Source organism: Burkholderia sp. 4NA327C6 (genome assembly GCF_005502655.1).
Lineage (GTDB): Bacteria > Pseudomonadota > Gammaproteobacteria > Burkholderiales > Burkholderiaceae > Burkholderia > Burkholderia contaminans.
In genome coordinates this window covers 13,646-37,120 of the sequence record NZ_SCNZ01000017.1, presented here as the reverse complement: position 1 = coordinate 37,120, position 23,475 = coordinate 13,646, and the positions used below count along the sequence as shown (strand labels likewise).

Annotated in this window: 22 protein-coding genes; 9 read left to right on the top strand and 13 right to left on the bottom strand. The window is 67.0% G+C overall.

The window, feature by feature from the left end:
* Positions 1 to 12: 12 nt before the first annotated feature.
* Both FFS49_RS18745 and FFS49_RS18740 read right to left on the bottom strand, forming a co-directional pair.
* Positions 13 to 771, bottom strand: coding sequence for an SDR family oxidoreductase (locus FFS49_RS18745; RefSeq protein ID WP_039368558.1), 759 nt, complete (start codon positions 769 to 771; stop codon positions 13 to 15).
* Between the two features lie 106 nt (positions 772 to 877).
* Entirely contained in the window at positions 878 to 2,317 is a 1,440-nt protein-coding gene (locus FFS49_RS18740; RefSeq protein ID WP_105816186.1) for an aldehyde dehydrogenase family protein, read from the bottom strand.
* Between the two features lie 421 nt (positions 2,318 to 2,738).
* Here FFS49_RS18740 and ppa point away from each other — a divergent pair, with 421 nt between their 5' ends.
* Complete coding sequence (ppa, locus tag FFS49_RS18735; RefSeq protein ID WP_011352863.1) at positions 2,739 to 3,266, top strand: inorganic diphosphatase; 528 nt, start codon at positions 2,739 to 2,741, stop codon at positions 3,264 to 3,266.
* Positions 3,267 to 3,321: 55 nt separating this feature from the next.
* Here the strand turns inward: ppa and FFS49_RS18730 are convergent, their stop codons facing one another.
* From FFS49_RS18730 to FFS49_RS18720, 3 genes are all read right to left on the bottom strand, one after another.
* On the bottom strand, positions 3,322 to 4,149 hold the full coding sequence (locus FFS49_RS18730) for a GIY-YIG nuclease family protein (protein ID WP_105816185.1): 828 nt from the start codon (positions 4,147 to 4,149) through the stop codon (positions 3,322 to 3,324).
* Between the two features lie 55 nt (positions 4,150 to 4,204).
* Positions 4,205 to 5,233: an AraC family transcriptional regulator gene (locus FFS49_RS18725; protein ID WP_105816184.1), complete on the bottom strand. Its 1,029-nt coding sequence runs from the start codon at positions 5,231 to 5,233 to the stop codon at positions 4,205 to 4,207.
* A gap of 303 nt (positions 5,234 to 5,536) precedes the next feature.
* On the bottom strand, positions 5,537 to 6,715 hold the full coding sequence (locus FFS49_RS18720) for a GNAT family N-acetyltransferase (RefSeq protein WP_039368545.1): 1,179 nt from the start codon (positions 6,713 to 6,715) through the stop codon (positions 5,537 to 5,539).
* Positions 6,716 to 6,825: 110 nt separating this feature from the next.
* Here FFS49_RS18720 and FFS49_RS18715 point away from each other — a divergent pair, with 110 nt between their 5' ends.
* A complete protein-coding gene (locus FFS49_RS18715) occupies positions 6,826 to 8,532 on the top strand; it encodes an NAD+ synthase (protein ID WP_105816183.1) in 1,707 nt (568 codons plus the stop codon).
* Between the two features lie 83 nt (positions 8,533 to 8,615).
* Entirely contained in the window at positions 8,616 to 8,954 is a 339-nt protein-coding gene (locus tag FFS49_RS18710; protein WP_006398637.1) for a P-II family nitrogen regulator, read from the top strand.
* Positions 8,955 to 9,097: 143 nt separating this feature from the next.
* Here the strand turns inward: FFS49_RS18710 and FFS49_RS18705 are convergent, their stop codons facing one another.
* Entirely contained in the window at positions 9,098 to 10,177 is a 1,080-nt protein-coding gene (locus FFS49_RS18705; RefSeq protein WP_071334967.1) for a porin, read from the bottom strand.
* A 563-nt stretch (positions 10,178 to 10,740) separates the two neighbouring features.
* Entirely contained in the window at positions 10,741 to 11,667 is a 927-nt protein-coding gene (locus tag FFS49_RS18700; protein ID WP_105816213.1) for a LysR family transcriptional regulator, read from the bottom strand.
* Between the two features lie 134 nt (positions 11,668 to 11,801).
* Between FFS49_RS18700 and FFS49_RS18695 the strand changes: the two genes are divergently transcribed.
* Entirely contained in the window at positions 11,802 to 12,299 is a 498-nt protein-coding gene (locus tag FFS49_RS18695) for a GNAT family N-acetyltransferase (RefSeq protein ID WP_039368541.1), read from the top strand.
* 54 nt (positions 12,300 to 12,353) lie between these two features.
* Here the strand turns inward: FFS49_RS18695 and FFS49_RS18690 are convergent, their stop codons facing one another.
* The 4 genes from FFS49_RS18690 to FFS49_RS18675 all read right to left on the bottom strand — a co-directional run bounded on the left by FFS49_RS18690 (position 12,354) and on the right by FFS49_RS18675 (position 15,565).
* The gene (locus FFS49_RS18690) at positions 12,354 to 13,133 is read right to left on the bottom strand and encodes an ABC transporter ATP-binding protein (RefSeq protein WP_039368539.1); all 780 of its coding nucleotides are present in this window, start codon (positions 13,131 to 13,133) and stop codon (positions 12,354 to 12,356) included.
* An 18-nt stretch (positions 13,134 to 13,151) separates the two neighbouring features.
* Positions 13,152 to 13,865 carry an ABC transporter permease gene (locus tag FFS49_RS18685; RefSeq protein WP_039368534.1) on the bottom strand — a complete coding sequence of 238 codons (714 nt, stop codon included), beginning with the start codon at positions 13,863 to 13,865 and terminating at the stop codon, positions 13,152 to 13,154.
* Positions 13,862 to 14,551: a histidine ABC transporter permease HisQ gene (gene hisQ, locus FFS49_RS18680; protein ID WP_021158491.1), complete on the bottom strand. Its 690-nt coding sequence runs from the start codon at positions 14,549 to 14,551 to the stop codon at positions 13,862 to 13,864. The genes FFS49_RS18685 and hisQ overlap by 4 nt, the downstream gene beginning before the upstream one ends.
* 231 nt (positions 14,552 to 14,782) lie before the next feature.
* A complete protein-coding gene (locus FFS49_RS18675; protein WP_039368529.1) occupies positions 14,783 to 15,565 on the bottom strand; it encodes an ABC transporter substrate-binding protein in 783 nt (260 codons plus the stop codon).
* Between the two features lie 370 nt (positions 15,566 to 15,935).
* Here FFS49_RS18675 and FFS49_RS18670 point away from each other — a divergent pair, with 370 nt between their 5' ends.
* Entirely contained in the window at positions 15,936 to 16,631 is a 696-nt protein-coding gene (locus FFS49_RS18670) for a pirin family protein (protein WP_105816182.1), read from the top strand.
* Positions 16,632 to 16,702: 71 nt separating this feature from the next.
* On the opposite strand, the gene FFS49_RS18665 is transcribed toward FFS49_RS18670, so the two are convergent.
* On the bottom strand, positions 16,703 to 17,254 hold the full coding sequence (locus tag FFS49_RS18665; protein WP_105816181.1) for a periplasmic heavy metal sensor: 552 nt from the start codon (positions 17,252 to 17,254) through the stop codon (positions 16,703 to 16,705).
* A gap of 223 nt (positions 17,255 to 17,477) precedes the next feature.
* Between FFS49_RS18665 and FFS49_RS18660 the strand changes: the two genes are divergently transcribed.
* Positions 17,478 to 18,203, top strand: a complete 726-nt coding sequence (locus tag FFS49_RS18660) for a response regulator (protein ID WP_009693256.1) — start codon at positions 17,478 to 17,480, stop codon at positions 18,201 to 18,203.
* Positions 18,187 to 19,503: an ATP-binding protein gene (locus tag FFS49_RS18655; RefSeq protein WP_071334820.1), complete on the top strand. Its 1,317-nt coding sequence runs from the start codon at positions 18,187 to 18,189 to the stop codon at positions 19,501 to 19,503. The genes FFS49_RS18660 and FFS49_RS18655 overlap by 17 nt, the downstream gene beginning before the upstream one ends.
* Positions 19,504 to 19,545: 42 nt before the next feature.
* Here the strand turns inward: FFS49_RS18655 and FFS49_RS18650 are convergent, their stop codons facing one another.
* Complete coding sequence (locus tag FFS49_RS18650) at positions 19,546 to 19,812, bottom strand: hypothetical protein (RefSeq protein WP_011545926.1); 267 nt, start codon at positions 19,810 to 19,812, stop codon at positions 19,546 to 19,548.
* Positions 19,813 to 20,321: 509 nt separating this feature from the next.
* On the opposite strand from FFS49_RS18650, the gene FFS49_RS18645 reads away from it, so the two are divergent.
* Both FFS49_RS18645 and FFS49_RS18640 read left to right on the top strand, forming a co-directional pair.
* The gene (locus FFS49_RS18645) at positions 20,322 to 22,079 is read left to right on the top strand and encodes an ABC transporter permease subunit (RefSeq protein WP_071334819.1); all 1,758 of its coding nucleotides are present in this window, start codon (positions 20,322 to 20,324) and stop codon (positions 22,077 to 22,079) included.
* Positions 22,080 to 22,101: 22 nt separating this feature from the next.
* Complete coding sequence (locus tag FFS49_RS18640) at positions 22,102 to 23,439, top strand: nitrate/sulfonate/bicarbonate ABC transporter ATP-binding protein (protein ID WP_137909843.1); 1,338 nt, start codon at positions 22,102 to 22,104, stop codon at positions 23,437 to 23,439.
* Positions 23,440 to 23,475 lie beyond the last annotated feature (36 nt).

Genomic DNA, 23,475 nt, shown 5'->3' with positions numbered 1-23,475 from the left:
AGCGCGATGCGGCTAGATGCAGCGTCCGCCGTCGACCTCGAGGCAAACGCCCGTGATGAACTCAGCTTCGTCGGAGGCAAGGTAAAGCGCGGCGTTCGCGATGTCCTGCGGCGTCGAGAAGCGGCCGAGCGGGATCGTCGCGAGGAACCGGCTGCGGTTCTCGGGAGTATCCTCGCAGCCCATGAATTCGGTCATCAGCGCCGTTTCGCCGAGCACCGGGTTGATGCAGTTCACGCGGATGCGATCGGCGCCGAGTTCGGCCGCGAGCGACTTGCTCGCGGTGATCATCGCGCCCTTCGTGCTGTTGTACCAGACGAGGCCGGGCCGCGGCCGCACGCCGGCCGTCGACGCGACGTTCACGAACACGCCGCCGCCCTGTTCGCGGAAGTACGGCACGAAGGTCTGCACGCACCAGAACAGGCTTTTCATGTTGACCGCATACACGCGGTCGAATTCGGCTTCCGTTACGTCGAGCACCGGCTTGTTGCGGTGCGTGGTGCCTGCGTTGTTCACGACGATCTGCACTGCGTGGAAATCGTCGAGCGAGGCCTGCAGCAGCGCGTGCCAGTCGTCCTGCTTCGACACGTCGCCGGCCACCGCGATGGCCTTGCCGCCCGCGAGCGCGATCTCGCTCGCGACGCGCTCGGCTGCCGCCCCGTTCAGGTCGTTGACGACGACGTTCGCGCCTTCGCGCGCATACGTCTTTGCGATGCCTTCGCCGAACCCCGAGCCGCCGCCCGTGACGATGGCCGTCTTGCCGCTCAACCGCATGGTGTGTCTCCTGTGCTGGATATGAGTGTCGTCGTGCTTCGGCACGCGGCCGGGTGCTGCCGGCCGCGTGACAGGTGCTGCGTGCCAAGTGCCGCGTGCGGCGCGGTCAGCCGTGCCGGATCGCGATCGTTTTCAGTGCGGTGAAGCCGTACAGTGCCTCGAAGCCTTTCTCGCGGCCATGCCCCGAGTGGCCGACACCGCCGAACGGCAGCTCGACGCCGCCGCCCGCGCCATAGTTGTTGATGAACACCTGGCCCGCCCGCAGGCGCCGTGCGAGCCGCATCTGGCGTGCGCCGTCGCGCGTCCAGATACCCGCGACGAGGCCGTACGGTGTGCCGTTCGCCAGCGCGACGGCTTCGTCCTCGTCGACGAAACGCATCGCGGCGAGCACGGGGCCGAACACTTCCTCCTGCGCGAGCCGGTGCGACGGCGGCACGTCGCGCAACAGTGCGGGCGCCTGGTAGAAGCCGCTTTCGGGCGCGTCGGCGACGACCTGCCCGTGCGCGGCCATCGGAATGCCGTCGTGCTGTGCGTCGGACAGGAAATCCCACACGCGCTGCTGCTGCTTCGCGTTGATCAGCGGGCCGCAGTCGAGGTCGGCGCGGCTCGGGCCGACGCGCAGCTCGTTGAATGCGGTGGCGAGGCGCTCGACGAGCGGCTCGTACACCGCGCGCTCGATCAGCACGCGGCTGCCGGCCGAGCAGGTCTGCCCGCCGTTCTGCACGATCGCGGACACGAGCACGGGCAGCGCCGCTTCGAGATCGGCGTCGGCGAACACGATCTGCGGCGACTTGCCGCCGAGTTCGAGCGTGACGGGTACGTGGTTCTCGGCCGCCATCTGCGTAACCAGCTTGCCGGTGGCCGGCGACCCCGTGAACGAGATGTGGTCGATGCCGGGATGGCGTGCGAGCGCGGCGCCGGCTTCATGGCCGTAGCCGGTGACGATGTTGAGCGCACCGGCCGGCAACCCGGCCTCGACGGCCAGCTCGGCGACGCGCAGCAACGACAGACACGCATCCTCGGCCGGCTTGACGACACAGGCGTTGCCGGCCGCGAGCGCGGCGCCGACGCTGCGCCCGAAGATCTGCATCGGGTAGTTCCACGGCACGATGTGGCCCGTGACGCCGTGCGGCTCGCGCACCGTCAGCACCGTGTAGCCGGCTTGATAGGGGAGGGTTTCGCCGTGCAGCTTGTCGGCGGCGCCTGCGTAGAACTCGAAGTAGCGCGCGAGCGCGGCTGCGTCGGCGCGTGCCTGTTTCAGCGGCTTGCCGGTATCGCGCGCTTCGATCGCGGCGAGCTCCTCGATCGAGGCGGCGACATGCGCCGACAGGCGCATCAGCACGCGGCCGCGTTCGGCGGCACTGGCGGCGCCCCACGGGCCCGCGAATGCGTCGCGGGCCGCGGCGACTGCGCGCTCGATGTCGGGCGCCGTGCCGCGGGCGATCGACGCGAACGGCTGGCCGTCGGAGGGATCGACGACCGCGATGGTTTCCAGTTGCGCGGGTAACGTCCATTCGCCCGCGATGAAGTGCTTCGCCTCTTCCATGCCAGCTCCTGTCGACCCGAGTTGGCGCTTCAGCGCTTACTCGGGTCCCATGCTTCGCGGTCGACCCGAGTTGGCGCTTCAGCGCTCACCCGAGCCCCATGCTTCGCGGTCGACCCGGGTTGGCGCCTTAGCGCCCACCCGAGCCCCATGCTTCGCGGTCGCCCCGAATTGGCGCTTCAGCGCCCCCCCAGGCCCCATGCTTCGCGGTCGGCCGGCGACACCGCTTCAACCGCCGACCCCGATTCCACGTAACGCGGCCGGTGGTTCGATGGCCGGGCATCCGGAACGATTATCGGCCGATCGTCATCCGGACGCCACCGGTCGATTGGCTATAATGGCGCATTCCCTTGCGGGACGCCTGCGGCGATGCATCTGCCGCGGCGCCCTGTCCCGAATTCCCATCGACCTACAGAGAGTGCTCATGAGCTTCAATCATGTTCCGGCCGGCAAGGACCTGCCGCAAGATTTCAACGTGATCATCGAGATTCCCGCGCAAAGCGATCCGGTGAAGTACGAGGCGGACAAGGAACTGGGCCTTCTCGTCGTCGACCGCTTCATCGGCACGGGCATGCGCTATCCGGTGAACTACGGCTACATTCCGCAGACGCTGTCGGGCGACGGCGATCCGGTCGACGTGCTCGTGATCACGCCGTTCCCGCTGCTGGCAGGCTCGATCGTGCGCTCGCGCGTGCTCGGCATGCTGCAGATGACCGACGAATCGGGTGTCGACGCGAAGCTGGTCGCCGTGCCGCACGACAAGGTCTGCCCGATGACGGCAAACCTGAAGTCGATCGACGACGTGCCCGAGTACCTGAAGGACCAGATCAAGCACTTCTTCGAGCAATACAAGGCGCTCGAGAAGGGCAAGTGGGTGAAGGTCGAAGGCTGGGCCGGCATCGAAGCCGCGCACAAGGAAATCACCGACGGCGCAGCGAACTACAAGAAGTAAGCGGCGTACCGGCCGACGGCCGGTTCGTGCGAAACGCAAACCGCGCGTGTCTCCCTCAGGAGGCCGCGCGGTTTTGTTTTGTGCGTTGGGAGCGCTTGCGTACGGCGGCGGGTACGGCCGCGGGCGACGTGGCGGTGGTCGGCGCGTCCTTCGTGCGCTTCGCGCGGCGAGGGGCGGCGGGAGCCGCGGGCGCTTCGGCGGCTTGGGTGGCAGGCGGGCGGCGGCGAGCCGATGCGGGCGTCGTGTTTTCGCGTCCGTTCGTAACGGGTTTGCCGCTGGCTGCCTGAGCGTTTCTTTTCGACGATGCGGGCGCGGCTGGTTTGTCCTTTTTTACCGGTGTGTCGCGCGATGAAGGCTTTCTTGCGACCGCATCGCTGTCGGGCTTCTTGCGTTTTGCGACCGGGGCAGCTTCTGTCGCCTTGGGAGGCTTGGCGGCTTTTGCGGGCTTGTCGACCTTTTCGGTTTTCCCGGTTTTCCCTGCCTTTCCGGCCTTCTTCGGGCTTTTGCCCGTCTCGACCGTCTTCTCCGCGCTATCGACGTTCTTCGCCTTCTTCCGCCCGCGCGCACCGGCCTTCAACACGGCCACATCAACGCTCGTATCGACGGCCGCCACGGCCGGCAGCACCGACTCCAGCGTCCGCAACCCGGCCGCCAGTTCCCGCTTCTGCACCGCCGTGAGCCGCTTCACCCAGTACTCGGCGCGCGACGCGCTCGACCGGTCGGGCAGCGGAAACGACGCGAGCACCGCACGCGGCTTGCGCGAGCGCGTATAGCGCGCGCCCTTGCCGGATGCGTGCTCGTCGAAGCGCGCGGCAACGTCGGTCGTGATGCCCGTATAGACGCTGTCGTCGGCGCATTCGATCAGATACAGAAACCAGGACATGGCAGGGCGGCAGGATGCGAAGCCGCCAGTGTCTCAGAAAAAACGCCCGTCAACGCTAGCGATCGCCGTGCCCGTCGCGGAAGCGGCTCGGCGCCGCGCCGAGTTCGCGCGTGAATAAGCGTGTGAACGCGCTCGTCGAACGGAAGCCGACCCGCGCGCCGATCTCGCCGATCGGCAGTTGCGTATTCAGCAGCAGGTCGCGTGCTTCACCGAGCCGCGCCTGCGCGACGAGCGCGTGAAACCCGACCGCTTCGCGATGCAGCCGCCGGCGCAGCGTCCAGCGCGACATCGCGAAGCGCGCGCAGACGTGCTCCATCAGCGTGTCGGACGGCACGTCGGCGTCGTCGGACGTGCGCAGCCAGTCGCGCACGCATTGCTCGACCGACGAGCCGAACGTCGAGCGGGCGCGCACGCGCTCGCGCGCGGCGTCGGCCGCATGACGCTGGATGTCCGCGAGCGGCGCGTTGTAGCGCTCGAACGGCGTGTCGAAGCGCGCCGAGCGCAGCACGACACGGTTGCATGCGGCATCGAACGACACCGTCGCGCCGAGGAGGTCGCGCAACGCGGCCGTCGGCGCGAACGCGAGGCCCGCGAACGCGGCTTCGTCGATCCGCACGTGCGGATCGTACAGGCGCGCAAGCGCGACGAGGATCGCGAAATTCGCGAACGCGCTGCTGGCGGGCCGGCCGTCACCCTCGTTCACGTACTCGAGTGCGATCGCGCCGCCCGTTTCATGCGCGAAAAGCCAGTCGACGTTGCCGATCAGTTCGCGGTAGCGCAGGTAGCCGTGCAGCGCGTCGCGCAGCGTCGCGGCGTTGCAGATGATGCCCGCGAGCTCCGGGAACGGTGCGAGCCACGGCACGACCTGCGGCGGCGGCCGACGCCATGACAATGGCCAGTCGCTCATCAGCCGCATGGCGGCGACGTGCCGATCGCCGGGGATGCGCCGTGCATCGTCGGCGAGATCGGCCGCGCCGATGCCGAGCATCGCATACAGCGGCGCGACGTCGAAGCCGTTGCGGCGCATGTCGTCGAGCGCCTGTCGGTAGAGCCGGACGGATACCGATTTCTGTCGTAACTCCATGTCTCTCTCCATGACCTTCGGGTTGCCCCCGCTGCGAGAGGTCAGGTATGGCTCCTGCCGGTCAAGCATGGTGACCGGTCGATTTTTTAAACTGGGACGCTGGAGTGTGGTGACAAGTACAACAGATCGATTCAGGCGGATCAATGAAAACTTCGCTGCTCCGGCGTTCGACGATTGCGTCCGCGTGGGCGGTCGAGGCGTTGCCGACGACGATGACGCTCGCCGCGCACCGAGCCGAAGGGGGGATGTGGCATGCAGCGAAGCCGGCCGTGACTTCGTCGCATGCGGGGGCCCTTGATGGCGTTACTCGTGGCCGCGCCGGAACGGATCGTGTTCGCGCAGTTCGTCGACGTACGCGTGGATATGCTCGGTCTCTCGTTCGAGAAAGCGCGCGACTGCGTCCGAGAACGCCGGGTGCGCGAGCCAGTGAGCGGAGTGCGTGACGGTCGGCAGGAAACCGCGCGCGAGCTTGTGTTCGCCTTGTGCGCCGCCTTCGAACGTATCGAGCCCGGCCTCGATGCAGAATTCGAGCAACTGGTAGTAGGCCGTTTCGAAATGCAGGCAGGGCACGTGTTCGAGCGCGCCCCAATAGCGGCCATACAGCGTGCCGCCGCCGTTTTCGCCGCGCCGGTAGACGGCGAGCGCACTCGCGATCGGCTGGCCGTCGGCTTCCGCGATCACGAGCAGCAGGTTCTCGGGCATCGTCGCGCCGATCGTGCGGAAGAAGTCGAGGTTCAGGTACGGGCTCGAATAGTGTTCGCGATAGGTCTGCCGGTAGCAGCGCGAGAAGAAACGCCAGTCGGCGTCGGTGATCCGGTCGCCGGTGAGCCGCCGGAACGTCACGCCCGCGTCGTGCACCTTGCGCCGCTCGGCACGGATGTTCTTGCGCTTCTTCTGTTCGAGCGTGCCGAGGAAGTCATCGAAGTGGCGGTAGCCGTCGTTGATCCAGTGGAACTGCACGCCTTCGCGCAGCATCATCCCCATCGATTCGAGGAGCGCCGCTTCGTCGGCGGTCGGGAACAGCACGTGCAACGACGACACGTCGCTCTGCTCGGCGAACGCGAGCAGCGTGGCCGCGAGCCGGCGGCGCGCATCGTCGTCGGCCGCGAGCAGGCGGGTGCCCTGCACGGGCGTGAACGGCACCGCGCACAGCAGCTTCGGGTAGTAGGGCAGGTCGTTGCGCTGGTACGCGTCGGCCCAGGCCCAGTCGAACACGTATTCGCCGTACGAATGCTGTTTCGCGTAGACGGGCGCGGCGGCCGCGAGGCGGCCGGTGCGCGCGTCGGTCAGCGTGACGAAGTGCGGCGACCAGCCGGTATCGTCGACCGCGCAGCGCGCGACGTGCAGCGCGTCGAGGAATTCGTGGCGCAGAAAGGGTGTCGGCTGCGCGTCGCGGGCGAGCAGCGCGTTCCATTCGTCGGCCGGCACTTCCGCTGGGGACGACAGGATGCCCGTGCGATAATCGATGCGTTCGTGTTTCAAGCGTGAATCCGTACCGTTCTGTGTCGCCGGATGCGCGGGCCTGCGCGGCCCGCACCGGGACGATTTCGTCAGCCGTTCAGGGCGCGCCGCCGGGCTGCGCCGATCCCGCCATGAAGACCCGACTCGCTCTCGCCCAGATCAACGTCACCGTCGGCGACTTCGCCGGCAACGTCGCGCGGATCGTCGCGGCCGCACGCGCCGCGCACAACGATGGTGCGCAGCTGATGGTCGCGCCGGAACTCGCGCTGTCCGGCTATCCGCCGGAAGACCTGCTGCTGCGGCCCGCGTTCTACGCGGCGGCCGCCTCGGCACTCGATGCACTCGCCGACGCACTGAAGGCGTTCGACGGGCTCGCGGTGCTGGTCGGCCATCCGCTGCGTGGCGCGCACGAAGGCGCGCACGCGCCAGCCGTCGATGGTAATGCAAACCGCCCGATCGAGCGCGGCGTGCCGCCCACCGATACCTATAACGCGGTTTCGCTGATCGTCGGCGGCGAGATCGTCGGCACCTACCGCAAGCAGGATCTGCCCAACACCGAGGTGTTCGACGAGAAGCGCTATTTCGCGACGGACGCCGAGCCGCTCGTGTTCGAGCTGAACGGCGTGAAATACGGCGTGATCATTTGCGAGGACGCGTGGCATGCATCGGCCGCGCAGATCGCGAAGGCGGCCGGGGCGCAGGTGCTGCTGATCCCGAACGGTTCGCCGTACCACATGAACAAGGAAGCGGTGCGCATCGACATCCTGCGCGCGCGGATTCGCGAAACAGGGTTGCCGATGGTGTACGTGAACCTCGTCGGCGGCCAGGACGAGCTCGTGTTCGACGGCGGCTCGTTCGTGCTCGACGCGCAGGGCGCGCTCGTCGCGAAGATGCCGCAGTTCGTCGAAGGGCACGCGATCGTCGAATTCGACGGCGCACGGCCGCTGCCGGGCGCGATCGAGCCCGAGCTGCCGACGGACGCGCAGGTATATCGCGCGCTCGTGCTCGGCGTGCGGGACTACATCGGCAAGAACGGGTTTCCGGGCGTGCTGATCGGGCTGTCGGGCGGCGTCGATTCGGCGCTGGTGCTGGCCGTCGCCTGCGATGCACTCGGGCCGGAGCGCGTGCGCGCGGTGATGATGCCGTCGCGCTTCACGGCCGACATCTCGACCACCGATGCGGCGGAAATGGCGCGGCGCGTCGGCGTGCGCTACGACGAGATCGCGATCGCACCGATGTTCGATGCGTTCCGCGCATCGCTCGCGGGCGAGTTCGCGGGGCGCGCGGAAGACGCGACGGAGGAAAACATCCAGGCGCGCATCCGCGGCACGTTGCTGATGGCGCTGTCGAACAAGTTCGGCTCGATCGTGCTGACGACCGGCAACAAGAGCGAGATGGCGGTCGGCTACTGCACGCTGTACGGCGACATGGCCGGCGGGTTCGCGGTGATCAAGGACATCGCGAAGACGCTCGTGTACCGGCTCTGCCGCTATCGCAACGCAACGGCCGACTACCCGCTGCGCGACGTGATCCCCGAGCGGATCCTCACGCGCGCGCCGTCGGCCGAGCTGCGCGAGAACCAGACCGACCAGGACAGCCTGCCGCCGTACGACGTGCTCGACGCGATCATGCGGATGTACATGGAAGAGGACCGGCCGCTCGCCGAGATCGTCGCGGCCGGTTATGCGCAGGCCGACGTCGAACGCGTGACGCGGCTCATCAAGATCAACGAATACAAGCGCCGCCAGGCGCCGATCGGCATTCGCGTCACGCATCGCGCATTCGGGCGCGACTGGCGCTACCCGATCACGTCACGGTTTACCGAACGCCTCGATTGAGCCGTGCTGGGCCGCATGCGGCTCGCAGGCTTACAATCGGGGTCGCGATTTTTCATCGAAACGAGCATTGGGGGACAACCACCATGAAACGCATTACTGCCATCATCAAGCCGTTCAAGCTGGACGAAGTCCGCGAAGCGCTCGCCGAGGTGGGTCTCACGGGCCTGACCGTGACGGAAGTGAAGGGCTTCGGTCGCCAGAAGGGTCATACCGAGCTGTATCGCGGCGCCGAATACGTCGTCGACTTCCTGCCGAAGATGAAGATCGAGGTGGTCGTCGCGGAAGCGCAGGTCGACCAGGTGATCGATGCGGTGATCGGCGCGGCGCGCACCGGCAAGATCGGCGACGGCAAGATCTTCGTGTCGGACGTCGAGCGCGTGATCCGCATCCGCACCGGCGAAGAGAACGAAGCGGCCGTCTGAGCGCCGTATTCGTGAGCGGGTCGCACAAAGCCGGCCCGCCAATAAAAAACGGTGCGATACCCGGTTGGGTACCGCACCGATACGCGCCTCTCGCAGCAGCGTGGAAAACGTCGTTGAATCGATTCTTTGAGAACGGCGCCTGATCAGAACAGGTGCTGGATACCGGCGTAGACGCCGGTCTGGCTGCCGCCCGGATGCGGGTTGCCGGTCGACACGGCGGTGCCTGCACCGTTCGCGTTCAGACCGAAGTTGGCCGACGAGCTGTTGCGCACCGTCGCGGCCTGCAGGTCGAACAGCGTGCGCTTCGAGATGTTGTACGAACCGCCGATCGTGTAGATGTTCGCGTTGCCGCCGCCGTGGTTCGCGTTCACGTGATACACGGCCGCGATCAGCGCCGCTGCCGGCGTTGCCTGCCACGTCACGCCGCCCCACACCTGCTGGGTGCCCGTCACGCCGGCGTTCACTGCCGGGCCGCCGCTGCCGTCGGCGCGCGATGCCTGGTAGGCTGCCTGCACCTTGAACTGGCCGAGGAACACGTTCACGCCCGCGAAGTATTCACGCGAGTAGTTGAACACGTCCGAGAAGCGGCCGTTGCTGTCGCGCGTTTCGTCGTAGATGCCGCGCAACTGGAACAGCGAGTTCGTGTAGGTGACCTGACCGCCCATTGCACGGCCCGGTTGGCCGGCCGTCGTGTTGCCGTTGAAGCTGGTCGAGTTCGAGAACGAGAACTGGCCGTAGAAGTCGAGGCCGTAGAGCGACGGCGACTGGTACGAAACGTTGTTGCTGGTCTTGTTCCAGTTGCGGCCGCGCACCAGCGAGGCCGTCGACCAGGCCGACTGGCCGAACGGGTCGAAGTCCCACACGCCGTTGGCGATCGCGAGCTCGCGACCCAACAGCAGCGTACCGTAGCGGTCGTTCGAGATACCGACGGTCGCGAAACGATCCCAGATCGAGCCGCTGAAGCCGCCCGTCATCGTATTGAACGCGCCTTCGAGGTGGAACAGGACCTTGTTGCCGCCACCGATGTCCTCGGTGCCCTTCAAGCCCCAGAGGCTCGTGCCCCAGTCGCCGCTTTCCGCGCGCACTTGGTGGCCGTTTTGCAGGCCGTTCAGGTACTCGATGCCGGCATCCAGGCGGCCATACAGCGTGACGCTGCTCTGCGCGTGCGCCGTCACCACCCCAGCAGCCATCAGCGCGGCCGCGACCAAAGCTTTCTTCATCATCTCCTCCATACCCTGTCAAAAAGTCAACCCAGACTGCACGAGATGCCCGGAGCGCGAGCGCCGGGCAAAAGCGGGATAACCAGGGAGACCTCGTGCAGGGCCGGTAAGCGCAGCACGCGGGCAAGCGGACGGAAGACCGTTGAGCGTTCCCGCGCAGCCGGGTCGGCCTGCGGGGTCTCCTTGTAGTGTCGTGAAGCTAAACTACATTTCACGAACTTCGTTTTGCTACTTTGGTTACTAATTTAGCAAAAATACAATTTTGTGGCGATGGAAATCGTTGTTTGACTAACACGTGTCGCCAAATTGCCATGCAACACGGTGGGCAACAGGGGTGCCAAGGGTTTGCAATTAACGGAAAACCCTTGTCCCGCAAGGGAGACACGCGTTTTGCAAACGGGGGTCAAGGATTGCCACTATTGACGCTGCGGGGGGCGCAGGCGTAGGCATCAATGACGAGAAACTGGTAAGTATTTCGTAATGAACAGGCGACCGCCGGAGATGGCCGTACGCTGCCTGGAACGCTTGTCCGGCAAGGCCCGGCGCGATGTGCCAACGTGTGTCGGTCAGGCGGCGGCGGGCCTCGCGTCGAGCAACTGCGCACGAATCCAGCGATGCGCATCGGTGCGCGCATGCTTCGCATGCGAGTAGACCTTCACGGTGTAGCGCGGGATCTCGAACGGCGCCGGAAAGATGCGGATCGGCGCCGCGTGCCGCAACGCCTGCGCGGCGCGGTTCGGCACCGTCATCAGCAGCGAGGATTCCGCGATCACGAACGGCGCGGCCAGCACGGTCGGCAACTGCACGGCGACCTGCCGTGCGAGGCCGAGCCGCTCGAGCACGTGGTCGACGACGCCGCGCGACTCGTTCCACGGCGTGACGACCACGTGGCGTGCCGCCAGGTACTGGTCGAGCGTCAGCCGCCGGCGAATCTCCGGGTGCGTGGCGCTCGCGATCACGACGTAGTCGTCGGAGAACCAGTCGAAGTCCTCGATGCCCGGCGCGTCGGCCGCCGATTCCTCGTGGTAGCCGAGCGCGAAATCGATGCGGCCGGCCGCGAGTTCGTCGACGGAAATCTTGCGGTCGGAATGCACGACGCGGATCCGCAACCGCGGCGCGACATGCTGGATGCGGGCGAGAAACGCCGGGAGCACGGCGAATGCCGTGTAGTCGGTCGCCGCGAACACGAACGTGCGGTCGCTTTGTGCGGGATCGAAGCGGCGTGCGCGGGCGAGCCCCTTCGACATCGTGTCGAGCGCGTCGCCGGCCCAGGTGGCGATGTCGTCGGCGCGCACGGTCGGCTGCATCTCGTTGCCGAGGCGCACGAACAGCGCGTCGCCGATCGCGTCGCGCAGCCGCGCGAGCGCGTGGCTCAATGCGGACGGGCTCAACGCGAGCTCGTGCGCGGCCGTGGCGACGGACCGGTGACGGTACAGCGCATCGAACACGAGCAGCAGGTTCAGGTCGAGGCGGCGCAGATCAGGATGCATCATGTTCAGGTCTGGATGAAGAAACTGCACTTCCTGCAGGAGCCGCATGAACGTAGCATGATGCTCTGACGGGTGCCAGCGCGGCTGCGCGGCGCCGTTTCCCGTTTCAAGTCCGGGCCGGAGGAGGGCCCCCACCCGTGCAAATCGATATCCGTTCCGCCACCGTCGCCGACGTGCCGCAAATCCTGCGTTTCATTACCGAGCTGGCCATCTACGAGAAGGCGGAACACGAAGTGGTCGCAACGCCCGCGTCGCTGGAGCGCAGCCTGTTCGGCGAGGGATCGCCGGCGCGCGCGCTGATGTGCGAGGTCGACGGCGAGCCGGCCGGCTTCGCCGTGTATTTCTTCTCGTATTCGACGTGGCTTGCCCGGCAGGGGCTGTATCTCGAGGATCTGTACGTGTCGCCGCGCTTTCGCGGCGCGGGTGCCGGGCTGCGGCTCCTGAAGGCGCTCGCGCGGATCGCGGTCGAGTCGGGCTGCGGGCGTTTCGAGTGGAGCGTGCTCGACTGGAACGAGCCGGCGATCCGCTTCTACGAGAGCGTCGGCGCGGCGCCGCAGAGCGAATGGGTGCGCTACCGGCTCGCGGGCGACGAACTGCGTGCGTTTGCCGACGGCGCGCCGGTGAGCGCCGCGTAAACGCAAAACGGGCGCCGCGCGGCGAACCGCGGGCGCCCGCTCGTACGGCGTGCGTTACTTGAGGCTGCCCGACAGGAACCCGCGCAGGCGTTCGCTCTTCGGGTTGGCGAACACCTCGGACGGCACGCCTTCTTCCTCGACGCGGCCCTGGTGCAGGAACATCACGTGGTTCGACACGTTGCGCGCAAAGCCCATCTCGTGCGTGACGACGATCATCGTGCGGCCTTCCTCGGCGAGCTTCTGCATCACCTTCAGCACTTCGCCCACCAGCTCCGGGTCGAGCGCCGACGTCGGCTCGTCGAACAGCATCACGTCCGGATGCATCGCGAGCGCGCGTGCAATCGCAACGCGCTGCTGCTGGCCGCCCGACAGGTGCGACGGATACTGCTTCTCGACGCGCGGCGCGAGGCCGACTTTCTCGAGATACTCGCGCGCGCGCTCCTCGGCTTCCTTCTTCGGGATGCCGAGCACGTTCACCGGCGCTTCCATCACGTTCTCGATCACGTTCATGTGCGACCAGAGGTTGAAGTGCTGGAACACCATCGACAGCTTGGTGCGCACGCGCTGCAGCTGCTTCGAATCGGCCGCGCGCAGCGCGCCCGTCTTGTCGAGCGCGGTGCGCACTTCCTCGCCGTCGACGAAGATGCGGCCCGCGTTCGGCTGCTCGAGGAAGTTGATGCAGCGGAGCATCGTGCTCTTGCCGGAGCCGGACGAGCCGATCACGCTGATCACGTCGCCCGAGTTCGCCTTCAGCGACACGCCCTTGAGCACCTCGTTGTCGCCGTACCGCTTGTGCAGATCGTCGACGAAAAGCTTCTGAGTCTGGGAGTTCATCAATAGTCCTGCGAAAACTTACTTGCCTTGCGGGCGCAGATACGCGAGCCAACGGCGCTCGGCCTGGCGGAACAGCCAGACGAGCGTGAACGAGATCGCGAGGTAGAGCAGGGCGGCGATGCCGAACGCATGGAACGACATGTAGGTCGCCGAGTTCACGTCGCGGGCGATCTTCAGGATGTCCGGCACGGTCGCCGTGAACGCGACGGTGGTCGCGTGCAGCATCAGGATCACTTCGTTGCTGTACAGCGGCAGCGCGCGGCGCAGCGCCGACGGCAGGATCACGCGGCGATACATCGTGAACGTCGACATCCCGTACGCGCGCGCGGCTTCGATCTCGCCGTACGACGTCGCCTTGATCGCACCCGCGAAGATCTCGGTGGTGTACGCGCAGGTGTTCAGCGTGAACGCGAGCAGCGTGCAGTGCATCCCGTCGCGGAAGAACGCGTCGAGCATCGGCGTGCCGCGCACCGCCTGCAGGCTGTAGAGGCCCGTGTAGCAGAGCAGCAGCTGCACGTAGAGCGGCGTGCCGCGGAACACGTACGTGTAGAGCCACACGGCGCCCGACAGCCACTTCTTCTTCGACACGCGCGCGACCGCGAGCGGTATCGACAGGCAGAAGCCGAGGCCGATCGACACGACCAGCAGCCACAACGTGATCGCGACACCGGTTATGCGATAGCCGTCGGTGTAGAGATAGTTGCGCCAGTATTCTTGGATGAGTTCGATCATAGGTCAGCCTTGCGGACGCCGGTCGAGTAGCGCTTTTCGAGCCACATCAGCACGAAGTTCGAGATCGTCGTGATCGCGAGGTAGACGGCACCTGCGATCAGCGTGAAGAAGAAGAACCGCAGCGTGCCCTTGCCGGCGTCCTGCGACGCCTTCACGACGTCGGCCAGGCCGATGATCGACACGAGCGCGGTCGACTTCACGAGCACCTGCCAGTTGTTGCCGATGCCCGGCAGCGCGAAGCGCATCATCTGCGGGAACATGATCCGCGTGAACACCTGCCAGTTCGTCATCCCGTACGCGCTGCCGGCCTCGAGCTGGCCGCGCGGCACCGACAGGAACGCGCCGCGGAACGTCTCGGTGAAGTACGCGCCGTAGATGAAGCCGAGCACGAGCACGCCGGCGAGGAACGGGTCGATGTCGATCTGGTCCCAGCCGAGTGCGTCGGTCGCCATGTTCAGCCAGATCTGCAGGCTGTAGAACAGCAGCAGCATCAGCACGAGGTCGGGCACGCCGCGGATCAGCGTCGTGTAGACGGTGCCGACACCATTCGTGAAGCGGTTGCGCGACAGCTTCGCGCCCGCGCCGAGCAGGCCCAGCAGGAACGACAGCGCAAGCGAAAGCACCGCCAGTTTGACGGTTTGCCAGGTGCCAGCGAGGATCAGCGGGCCGTAACCTTGTAGAAACATTGAGTGGTCCCTGGTGTGGTCCCTTAGGGCGCACGCGGTGCGCCGCGAAAGACGCGTTCCGCCCAAGCTGCGCGGAACGCCCCGTGCGTATCATGACCGTCCGCCCCGGCATCGGTGCCGGGCCCGCCCGTCGCGCGAACGGCGGGCAGGAGGCGGGCGGCGCGTGATTGACTGCCTGTACTGACCGGATGCGGGGCCGCCCCCGCATCCGTCGTTTCTTCTATTCGTCGCTCAGCGGGCCGAAGCCGAATAGACGCTGAACGCGAAATACTTGTGCGACAGCCGGTCGTACGTGCCGTCCTTGTGCATGTCGGCCAGCGCCTGGTTGATCTTGAGCTTCAGGTCCGTGTCTTCCTTGCGCAGGCCGATCGCGGTGCCGTCGCCGATCGTCTTCGGATCCTTCACTTCCGGCCCGGCAAACGCGAAGCCCTTGCCGCGCGGCGTGCGCAGGAAGCCGTAGTCGGCCTGCAGTTCGTCCTGCAGCGTCGCGTCGAGACGGCCCGAGCCGAGATCGGCATAGACCTGGTCCTGGTTCTGGTAAGGAATGATCGTCACGCCCTGCGGCTCCCAGTACGCCTTCGCATAGGTCTCCTGCGTCGAGCCCTGCTCGACGCCCACGCGCTTGCCCTTCAGCGACGCGACGGTAGGCAGCAGCGGCGAGCCGGTCTTCGCGATCATCCGCGCCGGTGCGTCATATACCTTGTCGGAGAAGTCGATCTGTTCGCGGCGCTTGTCCGTGACGGTCAGCGACGACACGATGACGTCGTACTTCTTCGCCTTCAGCGCCGGGATGATCCCGTCGAGATCCTGCGCCACCCACACGCATTTCACGTTGATTCGCTTGCAGATTTCCTTGGTGAGATCGACGTCGAAACCGACGATCTCGCCGCTCGGCGCGGTCGACTCGAACGGCGGGTAGCTGGCGTCGACGCCGATCCGCACGGTCTTCCACTCCTTCGCGAAGGCGCTGCCCGCCACGAGGGCGAGGGCGGCGCACAGGGCGGCCTTCTTCATTTCCATCCTTCTGTTGCTGACTTTCCGGGGAGCGCTCGCGGCCGGTCGGACCGGGCGCCGCGGCGTATTCTAGACGGCCAAAAATCGCCGATCGGCGCGTTGGCAATGACGGCCGCCGGAACGGCGAACGCCAAAAGGCCGGTATTTTACCCGAACGCGATACCCGGAAACCGGCAATCCTGGCCGACCGATCGATTCTTCGACGCATTGATCCGGCTGTTGCGATAATCGCCGTATTCACAATGGGTATTGCATCAATTGCATTCGCGGGTGCAACGATGCGGTGCGCAGGTGGCGGATTGTGGCGCGATTGGCACACTCATACAGTGACGGCATGCCAGAACCACGCATCTCATGGAGTGTCCGTCCCATGTTCCAGATCCGCCGCGCCGCCGATCGCGACCAGCGCAGCCAAGGGTGGCACGAATTCCTTCACAGCTTTCCTTGGGCGTCCGGCCGGAGCGGGCCGTCGGCGTTCGGCGCGTTGCGCGAACTGAACGAGGAATGCATCGCGCCGACCCGCGGCTACGGGATGCGGCCGTACCGCGACGCGGAAATCGTCACCTACGTGATCCACGGCGCGCTCGCGCATCGCGACAGCCTCGGCAACGGGGCGATCGTGCGCGCGGGCGGCGTGCAGTGCATGAGCGCCGGCACCGGCGTCATGCTGAGCGAAACCAACGCATCGTGTGACGAGCCGTTGCGCCTGCTGCGGATCTGGCTCGCGCCGGCCGGGGCGGGTGGCCGGCCCGGCTACGGGCAGACGCGCTTTGCCGACGGCGAGAGACGCGGGCGGCTGAGGCTGGTGGCGGCGCCGAACGGTGGCGACGGTGCGCTGCCGCTCGGTGCGGACGCCCGCATCTTCTCGGGGCTGATCGACGGCGACGAGGAGGCGGCGTTCGACGTGCCGGCCGGCCGCCGCGCGTACGTGCACGTGGTGCGCGGCGACCTCGAGGTGAACGGCAGCGCGCTGGCCGCGGGCGATGGCGTGCGGATCGGCGGCGTGAACGCGGTGGCGTTCGCGCGCGGCCGGGCGGCCGAGGTGCTGCTGTTCGACGTCGCCTGAAACGAAAAAAAGGGGACGCGGGCTGGTGCCCGCGTCCCCTTCGATGCCGCTCCGCGGAGCGGCCCGCCGGCTTACTGCGCCGGCGCCGACGTGGCCTTGGCCGCGCGATGCTGCTCCCAGCGCTCCTTCATCTTCTCGTGGCGCTGTTCCATCTTCGCGAACTGCTGCTTGAGCGCCGTGCTGACCGTCGTCTTCTGCTGGTCGTTCAGCCCGTTGTAGAACGTGAGCCACGCGGCCGACGTCTGCTCGCGCAGTTGCGCGTTCTGCGCCTCGGCCTGCTGGCGTGCAGAGTGCAGTGCGCTCAGGTCGAGGATCGGCTGGTTCTGCTGCGCCTTGAACTGGTCGCGCATCTGCTCGTGGCTCTTGCGCATCGCGTCACGGTTCTGCTTCATCGTGTTGACGGCCGCCTGCCATTGCTGCTCCTGCGACGCATTGAGCTTCAGCTGGTCGTGCAGTTTCATGATCGCGCCGAACGGGCCGCCTTCATGTCCGCCGTGCATCTGGTGCATGCCGGGGCCGCCCGGAGGCGGCATGTCGTCGGGCTGCGCGGCATGCGCGGTGCCGAATGCGAGAGCGAGCACGGTGGCGGCCGCGATGGCCACGCGGGAAGTCTTCTTATACATTTCAGAAACTCCTTGTATCCAAAGGGTCCGGCGATGCGGTACCGGGAAAACGGGTGCCGCATCCGGTAAGACGCAGGTTAGCGATGCGGGCCGCGGCCGGTGTTACGTGGGGCGGTGGCCGGGTTACCGCGCATTACAGTTCCCTTGCGCGGTAACCCGCAGTAACCCTTTCGTCCCTTTGTTTCGTTCTTCGACTCCGCCCTCGCGCGGTAAACTTCGAGCCATGACTACCCAGATCCTCATCGTCGACGACGACCAAGAACTCCGAGACCTGCTGCGCGACTACCTCGTGCGCCAGGGGATGGAAGTGTCCGTGCTGCACGACGCGGCGACGCTCGAGAAGCGCCTCGAGCGCGAGCGGCCCGACCTGATCGTGCTGGACCTGATGATGCCGGGCGTCGACGGCCTGACCGCGCTGCGCCAGTTGCGCGCGGCCGGCGACGACATCCCCGTGATCATGCTGACCGCGCGTGCGGACGACGTCGACCGCATCGTCGGGCTCGAGCTCGGCGCGGACGACTACCTCGGCAAGCCGTTCAACCCGCGCGAGCTGCTCGCGCGCGTGCAGGCCGTGCTGCGCCGCCGCCGCGCGACGCCGTCGGCCGCGGCGCCCGAACAGCGCGAGCCGTTCGCGTTCGGCCGCTTCGTGCTCGATTTCCAGGCGCGCACGCTGTCGGTCGACGGCAAGCCGGCCACGCTGTCAAGCAGTGAATTCGCGCTGCTGAAGATCTTCGTGAACCATGCGCTGCGCACGCTCACGCGCGAGCGGCTGCTCGAGCTGCTGCACGGGCCCGAGTACGACGGCACCGACCGCGGCATCGACGTCCAGGTGTGGCGCCTGCGCCGCATCCTCGAAACGGATCCGTCGACGCCGCGCTTCATCCAGACGGTTCGCGGGCGCGGCTACGTGTTCGTGCCCGACGGCGAGGCCCATGCGCAAACCCATTGATTCACTGTTCGGGCGGCTGGCGCTACTCGTCATCGGTGTCCTGCTCCTGTCGCACTTCGCGTGGTTTTTCGCGATGCGGCTCGAGCGCAGCCAGATGCAGACGCGTTACGCGGTCGAAGAGGCCGCGTTTCTGGTCGACGCCGTGCGCCAGCACGTCGAGCGCACGCCCGACCAGCCGTTGCCGTCGCGCGTGCGGCTCGTGGCGCCGGACAGCGCCGACGTGCCGAACGGCGATCCGTCGAGCCTGCCGGCGCCGCTCAAGCGGTTCCGCGACGACGTGAGCGAGCGGATGCCGCCAGGCACGCGTGTCGAGATCGGCGCGCCCGGCCATCCGCCGGTGCTGTGGGTAAAGGAGCCGACCGACCGCAACTGGATCGTGGTGCCGGTGCAGCCGCTGCGGCCGCCGCGCTCGCTCGACCGGATGCTGTTGTGGCTCGGCACGATCTTCTCGGCCGGCGTGATCGCGGCGCTGTTCGCGGCCTGGCAGCTGCAGCAGCCGCTGCGTTCGCTGGCACGCGCGGTCGCGCGCTTCGGCCGCGGCCAGCCGGTGCCGCCGCTGCGTGAGCGCGGCCCGCGCGAGCTGCGCCAGCTCACGCATGGCTTCAACCAGATGGTGGAACAGGTGTCGCAGGCCGAGAGCGACCGGGCGGTGATGCTGGCGGGCGTGGCGCACGACCTGCGCACGCCGCTTGCGCGGATGCGGCTGCGGGCGGAAATGATGGACGACGCCCGGTTGCGCGATGGCGTCGTGCGCGACGTCGATTCGATGTCGCACATCGTCGATCAATTCCTGGTGTTTGCGCACGGCGGGTCCGATCGCAGCGAGCCGGTGCCCGTCGATCAGGCGTGCGAGCGGATCGCGCGCAGCTATCGCGCGGTCGCGCCGAACGCGCCGACGGTGCAGACTCGGCTCGACGCCGATCCGGGCTTCCGGCTGCCGACGGCGACGCTCGACCGGATCCTGTCGAACCTGCTGGACAACGCGCATGCGTACGGTGCGCCGCCCGTGCTCGTCGAGACGGCGCGCACGCCGGCCGGCTATGTGCTGTCGGTCAGCGACAGCGGCGGCGGGATCGCGCCGCGCGACCTCGCGGCGGCCACGCGGCCGTTCGTGCGGCTCGACCCGGCGCGCGGCGGCAACGGCCACAGCGGGCTCGGGCTCGCGATCGTCGAGCGGCTCGTACTCAGGCTGGGCGGGGCGTGCGACATCGGCAACCGTCCCGAAGGCGGCCTGCGCGTCGCGATGACGTTCCCGTTCGAGGTCGTGCCGAAGGACGAACCCCACGCACAGGCCGCATGAGCGGCTGCGGCGCCAACCCGGCCGGGCTGGCGCCGCGCGGCATCATTCGCCGAACAGCGTGCCGAGCGTCTCGGCCGCGTTGCTGTCGATGGTGTTGTAGGTCACGGTGGTGGCCTCGAAGATGTAGACGGTCGTATACCGGCCGAGGCGCTCCAGGATTTCCTCCTGCAGCGATTCCGGCACGACGTTCATGTTCAGGTACCACGCCGTCGACGACAGCCGCGTCTGGAACGACCCGTACTCCTGCATCAGTTCGTAGAACGCGTCGGCATCCTGATCGCGACAGACGATCACCAAGTTTCCTGCCATTCCCTTTCCTCCCGCTCGTCGATCGATCCCCAGGGCTTGCTGACAGAGGGCACACGCATGCGTGGCCATCGAAACGGCCGCCACAGACCCCAAGGGCCAGCCCTGATCATACCCGCATAGTCGTATCCGGCTGGTGACGTCCGACATGGTTTGCGCGCACGTGCGGCTGGCGGGTTCCCGGGCGGGCCGGATCACGGCATAATTCGGGCCTGCATGCCGGCCGAAAGATTGCGGCCGGGCTGCTCGACCCGCGCACCCGCCAGCCGCCCGCGCGCCAGGCACGATCCGTGCGCCGCCTGCGCCGCTCCCGGACGGTTGTACCTGAAATACAGGTTGGTGTAGTGTCGTGCCGTCGCGGGCCGGCTCGTCCGGCGCGCGGCAGCGCATGCACGCACGGCGCACCGCGCTCGCGCGCGATCGTCAGTCAATCGAATTACCGCACCCGTGCGCTTTGCCATGAATCAACATCGACTGCCGGCTTCGTCCGGCCTTACCGGGGAGGGCGCCTGATGGACGTCGGATTCTTCAATCCGAACCGGACCGCCAACGCGTCCGCGTGGCGCGTCCTGCCGAACCGGTGGGATTTCATCGCGTTTCCGCTGATCATCTGCCTGATCGCGATGGCGGTCGTCGGCTTCCACGAAACGATGGCGCCGATCGGCACCCTGCAGACGCAGAAGATCTCGCTCGATCCGGCGAACCTGCCCGAATACGCGCTGCGTACCACGCTGCGGATGCTCGCCGCGATGGTCGCGTCGCTCGCGTTCACGCTGATCTACGGCACGCTCGCCGCGAAAAGCCGGCGTGCCGGCATGGTGCTGATCCCGATCCTCGACATCCTGCAGTCGGTGCCGGTGCTCGGCTTCATCTCGTTTACGGTCACGTTCTTCCTCGCGCTGTTCCCGAGCCGCGTGCTCGGCGCCGAGCTCGCGGCGATCTTCGCGATCTTCACGAGCCAGGCGTGGAACATGACGTTCAGTTTCTACCAGTCGCTGCGCACGGTGCCGCGCGATCTGGACGAAGTGTCGCGGGGCTTTCATCTGACCTCCTGGCAGCGCTTCTGGAAGCTCGAAGTGCCGTTCTCGATGCCGGGGCTGATCTGGAACATGATGATGTCGATGTCGGGCGGCTGGTTCTTCGTCGTCGCGTCGGAGGCCATCACCGTCGGCAACCAGACCATCACGTTGCCGGGCGTCGGCGCGTATCTCGCGCAGGCGATCGCGGACAAGAACCTCGGCGCGGTCGGCTGGGTGATCCTCACGATGTCGGTCGTGATCCTCGCGTACGATCAGTTCCTGTTCCGCCCGCTCGTCGCGTGGGCCGACAAGTTCCGGATGGAGAACACCAGCTCGGGCAACGCGCCGGAGTCGTGGCTGCTCGACCTCGTGCGTCGCACGCGCCTGATTCATCAGCTGCTCGTGCCGGCGGGCTGGTTCTTCGCGAAAGCCGCGCGGATTCCGCTGCGCCTGCCGCTGTCGGGCGCGATGCGTTTTTCGCTGCCGCGTGTCGAGAAGAAGGCGTCACGTACGGTCGACATCGCGTGGGCGATTCTCGTGTTGATCGGCACGGCCTATGTCGTGTGGCGCGTGGTCAGCTTCGTGTCGACCGGCGTGACGCTGGCCGAGGTCGGCCACGTGCTCGTGCTCGGGCTCATCACGCTGCTGCGCGTGGCCGTGCTGATCGCGATTGCGTCCCTGATCTGGGTGCCGGTCGGCGTGTGGATCGGGCTGCGCCCGAGGCTGGCGGAGAAGCTGCAGCCGCTCGCGCAGTTCCTCGCGGCGTTCCCGGCGAACCTGCTGTTCCCGGCGTTCGTGATCGTGATCGCGCGCTTCCACCTGAACGCCGACATCTGGCTGTCGCCGCTGATCGTGCTCGGCACGCAGTGGTATATCCTGTTCAACGTGATTGCCGGCGCGACGTCCTACCCGAACGACTATCGCGAAGCGGCGACGAACTTCCGTATCCGTGGCTGGCAGTGGTGGCGGCAGGCGATCCTGCCCGGCATCTTCCCGTACTACGTGACCGGCGCGATCACCGCCTCGGGCGGCGCGTGGAACGCGAGCATCGTGTCGGAAGCCGTGCAGTGGGGCAATACCAAGATCGAGGCGCACGGCCTCGGTGCCTATATCGCGCAGACCACCGCCGCCGGCGATTTTCCGAAGATCATCCTGGGCATCGCCGTGATGTCCCTGTTCGTCACCCTGTTCAACCGCCTGCTGTGGCGGCCGCTGTATGCCTTCGCCGAAGCGAAGCTGCGGCTCGACTGAGACCGATTGAGAGCGAAACGCGATGCACAATCCGAATGCTGTAAACGCCCCCGTCCAGACGAACCAACCGCCGCGCCTTGGTGAGGAAATCCTGCGCGTCGATCATGTCTGTCGCGGCTTCAACAAGACGCAGGGCGAACTGCTCGTGCTCGACGATGCGAACCTGTCGCTGCGCGAGGGCGAGATCGTCGGCCTGCTCGGCCGTTCCGGCTCGGGCAAGTCGACGCTGTTGCGCATCATCGCCGGGCTGATCGAGCCGACCGGCGGGGAAGTGACCTATCTCGGCAAGCCGCTGACCGGCCCCGCCGAAGGCGTCGCGATGGTGTTCCAGACCTTCGCGCTGTTCCCGTGGCTCACCGTGCTGCAGAACGTGGAAGCGGGCCTCGAGGCGCTTGGCGTCGGCGCGCGCGAGCGCCGCGAGCGCGCGCTGGCCGCGATCGACCTGATCGGCCTCGACGGTTTCGAGAACGCGTACCCGCGCGAGCTGTCGGGCGGCATGCGCCAGCGCGTCGGCTTCGCGCGTGCGCTCGTCGTCGACCCGACGATCCTGCTGATGGACGAGCCGTTCTCCGCACTCGACGTGCTGACGGCCGAGACGCTGCGTACCGACCTGCTCGACCTGTGGACGCAAGGCCGGATGCCGATCAAGTCGGTGCTGATCGTCACGCACAACATCGAGGAAGCGGTGTTCATGTGCGACCGGATCCTCGTGCTGTCGTCGAACCCGGGCCGCGTGATCGCCGAGATCAAGGTGCCGTTCAAGCATCCGCGCAACCGGCTCGACCCGGCGTTCCGCAAGCTCGTCGACGACATCTACGCGAAGATGACGGCGCGTCAGACCAACGAGGCGACGAAGAAGGGGCTGGAGCTTGGCAGCTGGCTGCCGCAGGTGTCGACCAACCTGATGGCCGGCCTGATCGAGACGCTTGCGATGGCGCCGTACCACGGCCGCGCGGACATGCCGGAAATCGCACGTACGCTGCATCTGGAAGTCGACGATCTGTTCCCGATCGCCGAAGTGCTGCAGTACCTCGGCTTCGCGGACGTGCGGGAAGGGGACGTGTTCCTGACGCCGCCGGGGCGCGTGTTTGCGGAATTCGGCACGCAGGAGCGCAAGCTGATGTTCGCGGATCACCTGCTGAAGCACGTGCCGCTCGCGGCGCGGATCAAGAAGGTGCTGAACGAGCGCCCGGGCCATCGTGCGCCGCGCGTGCGCTTCGAGCAGGAGCTGGAGGATTTCCTGTCGGACGGCGCCGCCGAGGAGACGCTCGACGCGGTGATCGACTGGGGCCGTTATGGCGAGATCTTCTCGTACAACGACCAGACCGAGATTTTCAGCCTCGAGGACGTCGAGTCCTGATCGACGTGCCGGGCTGTACAGCCCGGCTTGTGCGTA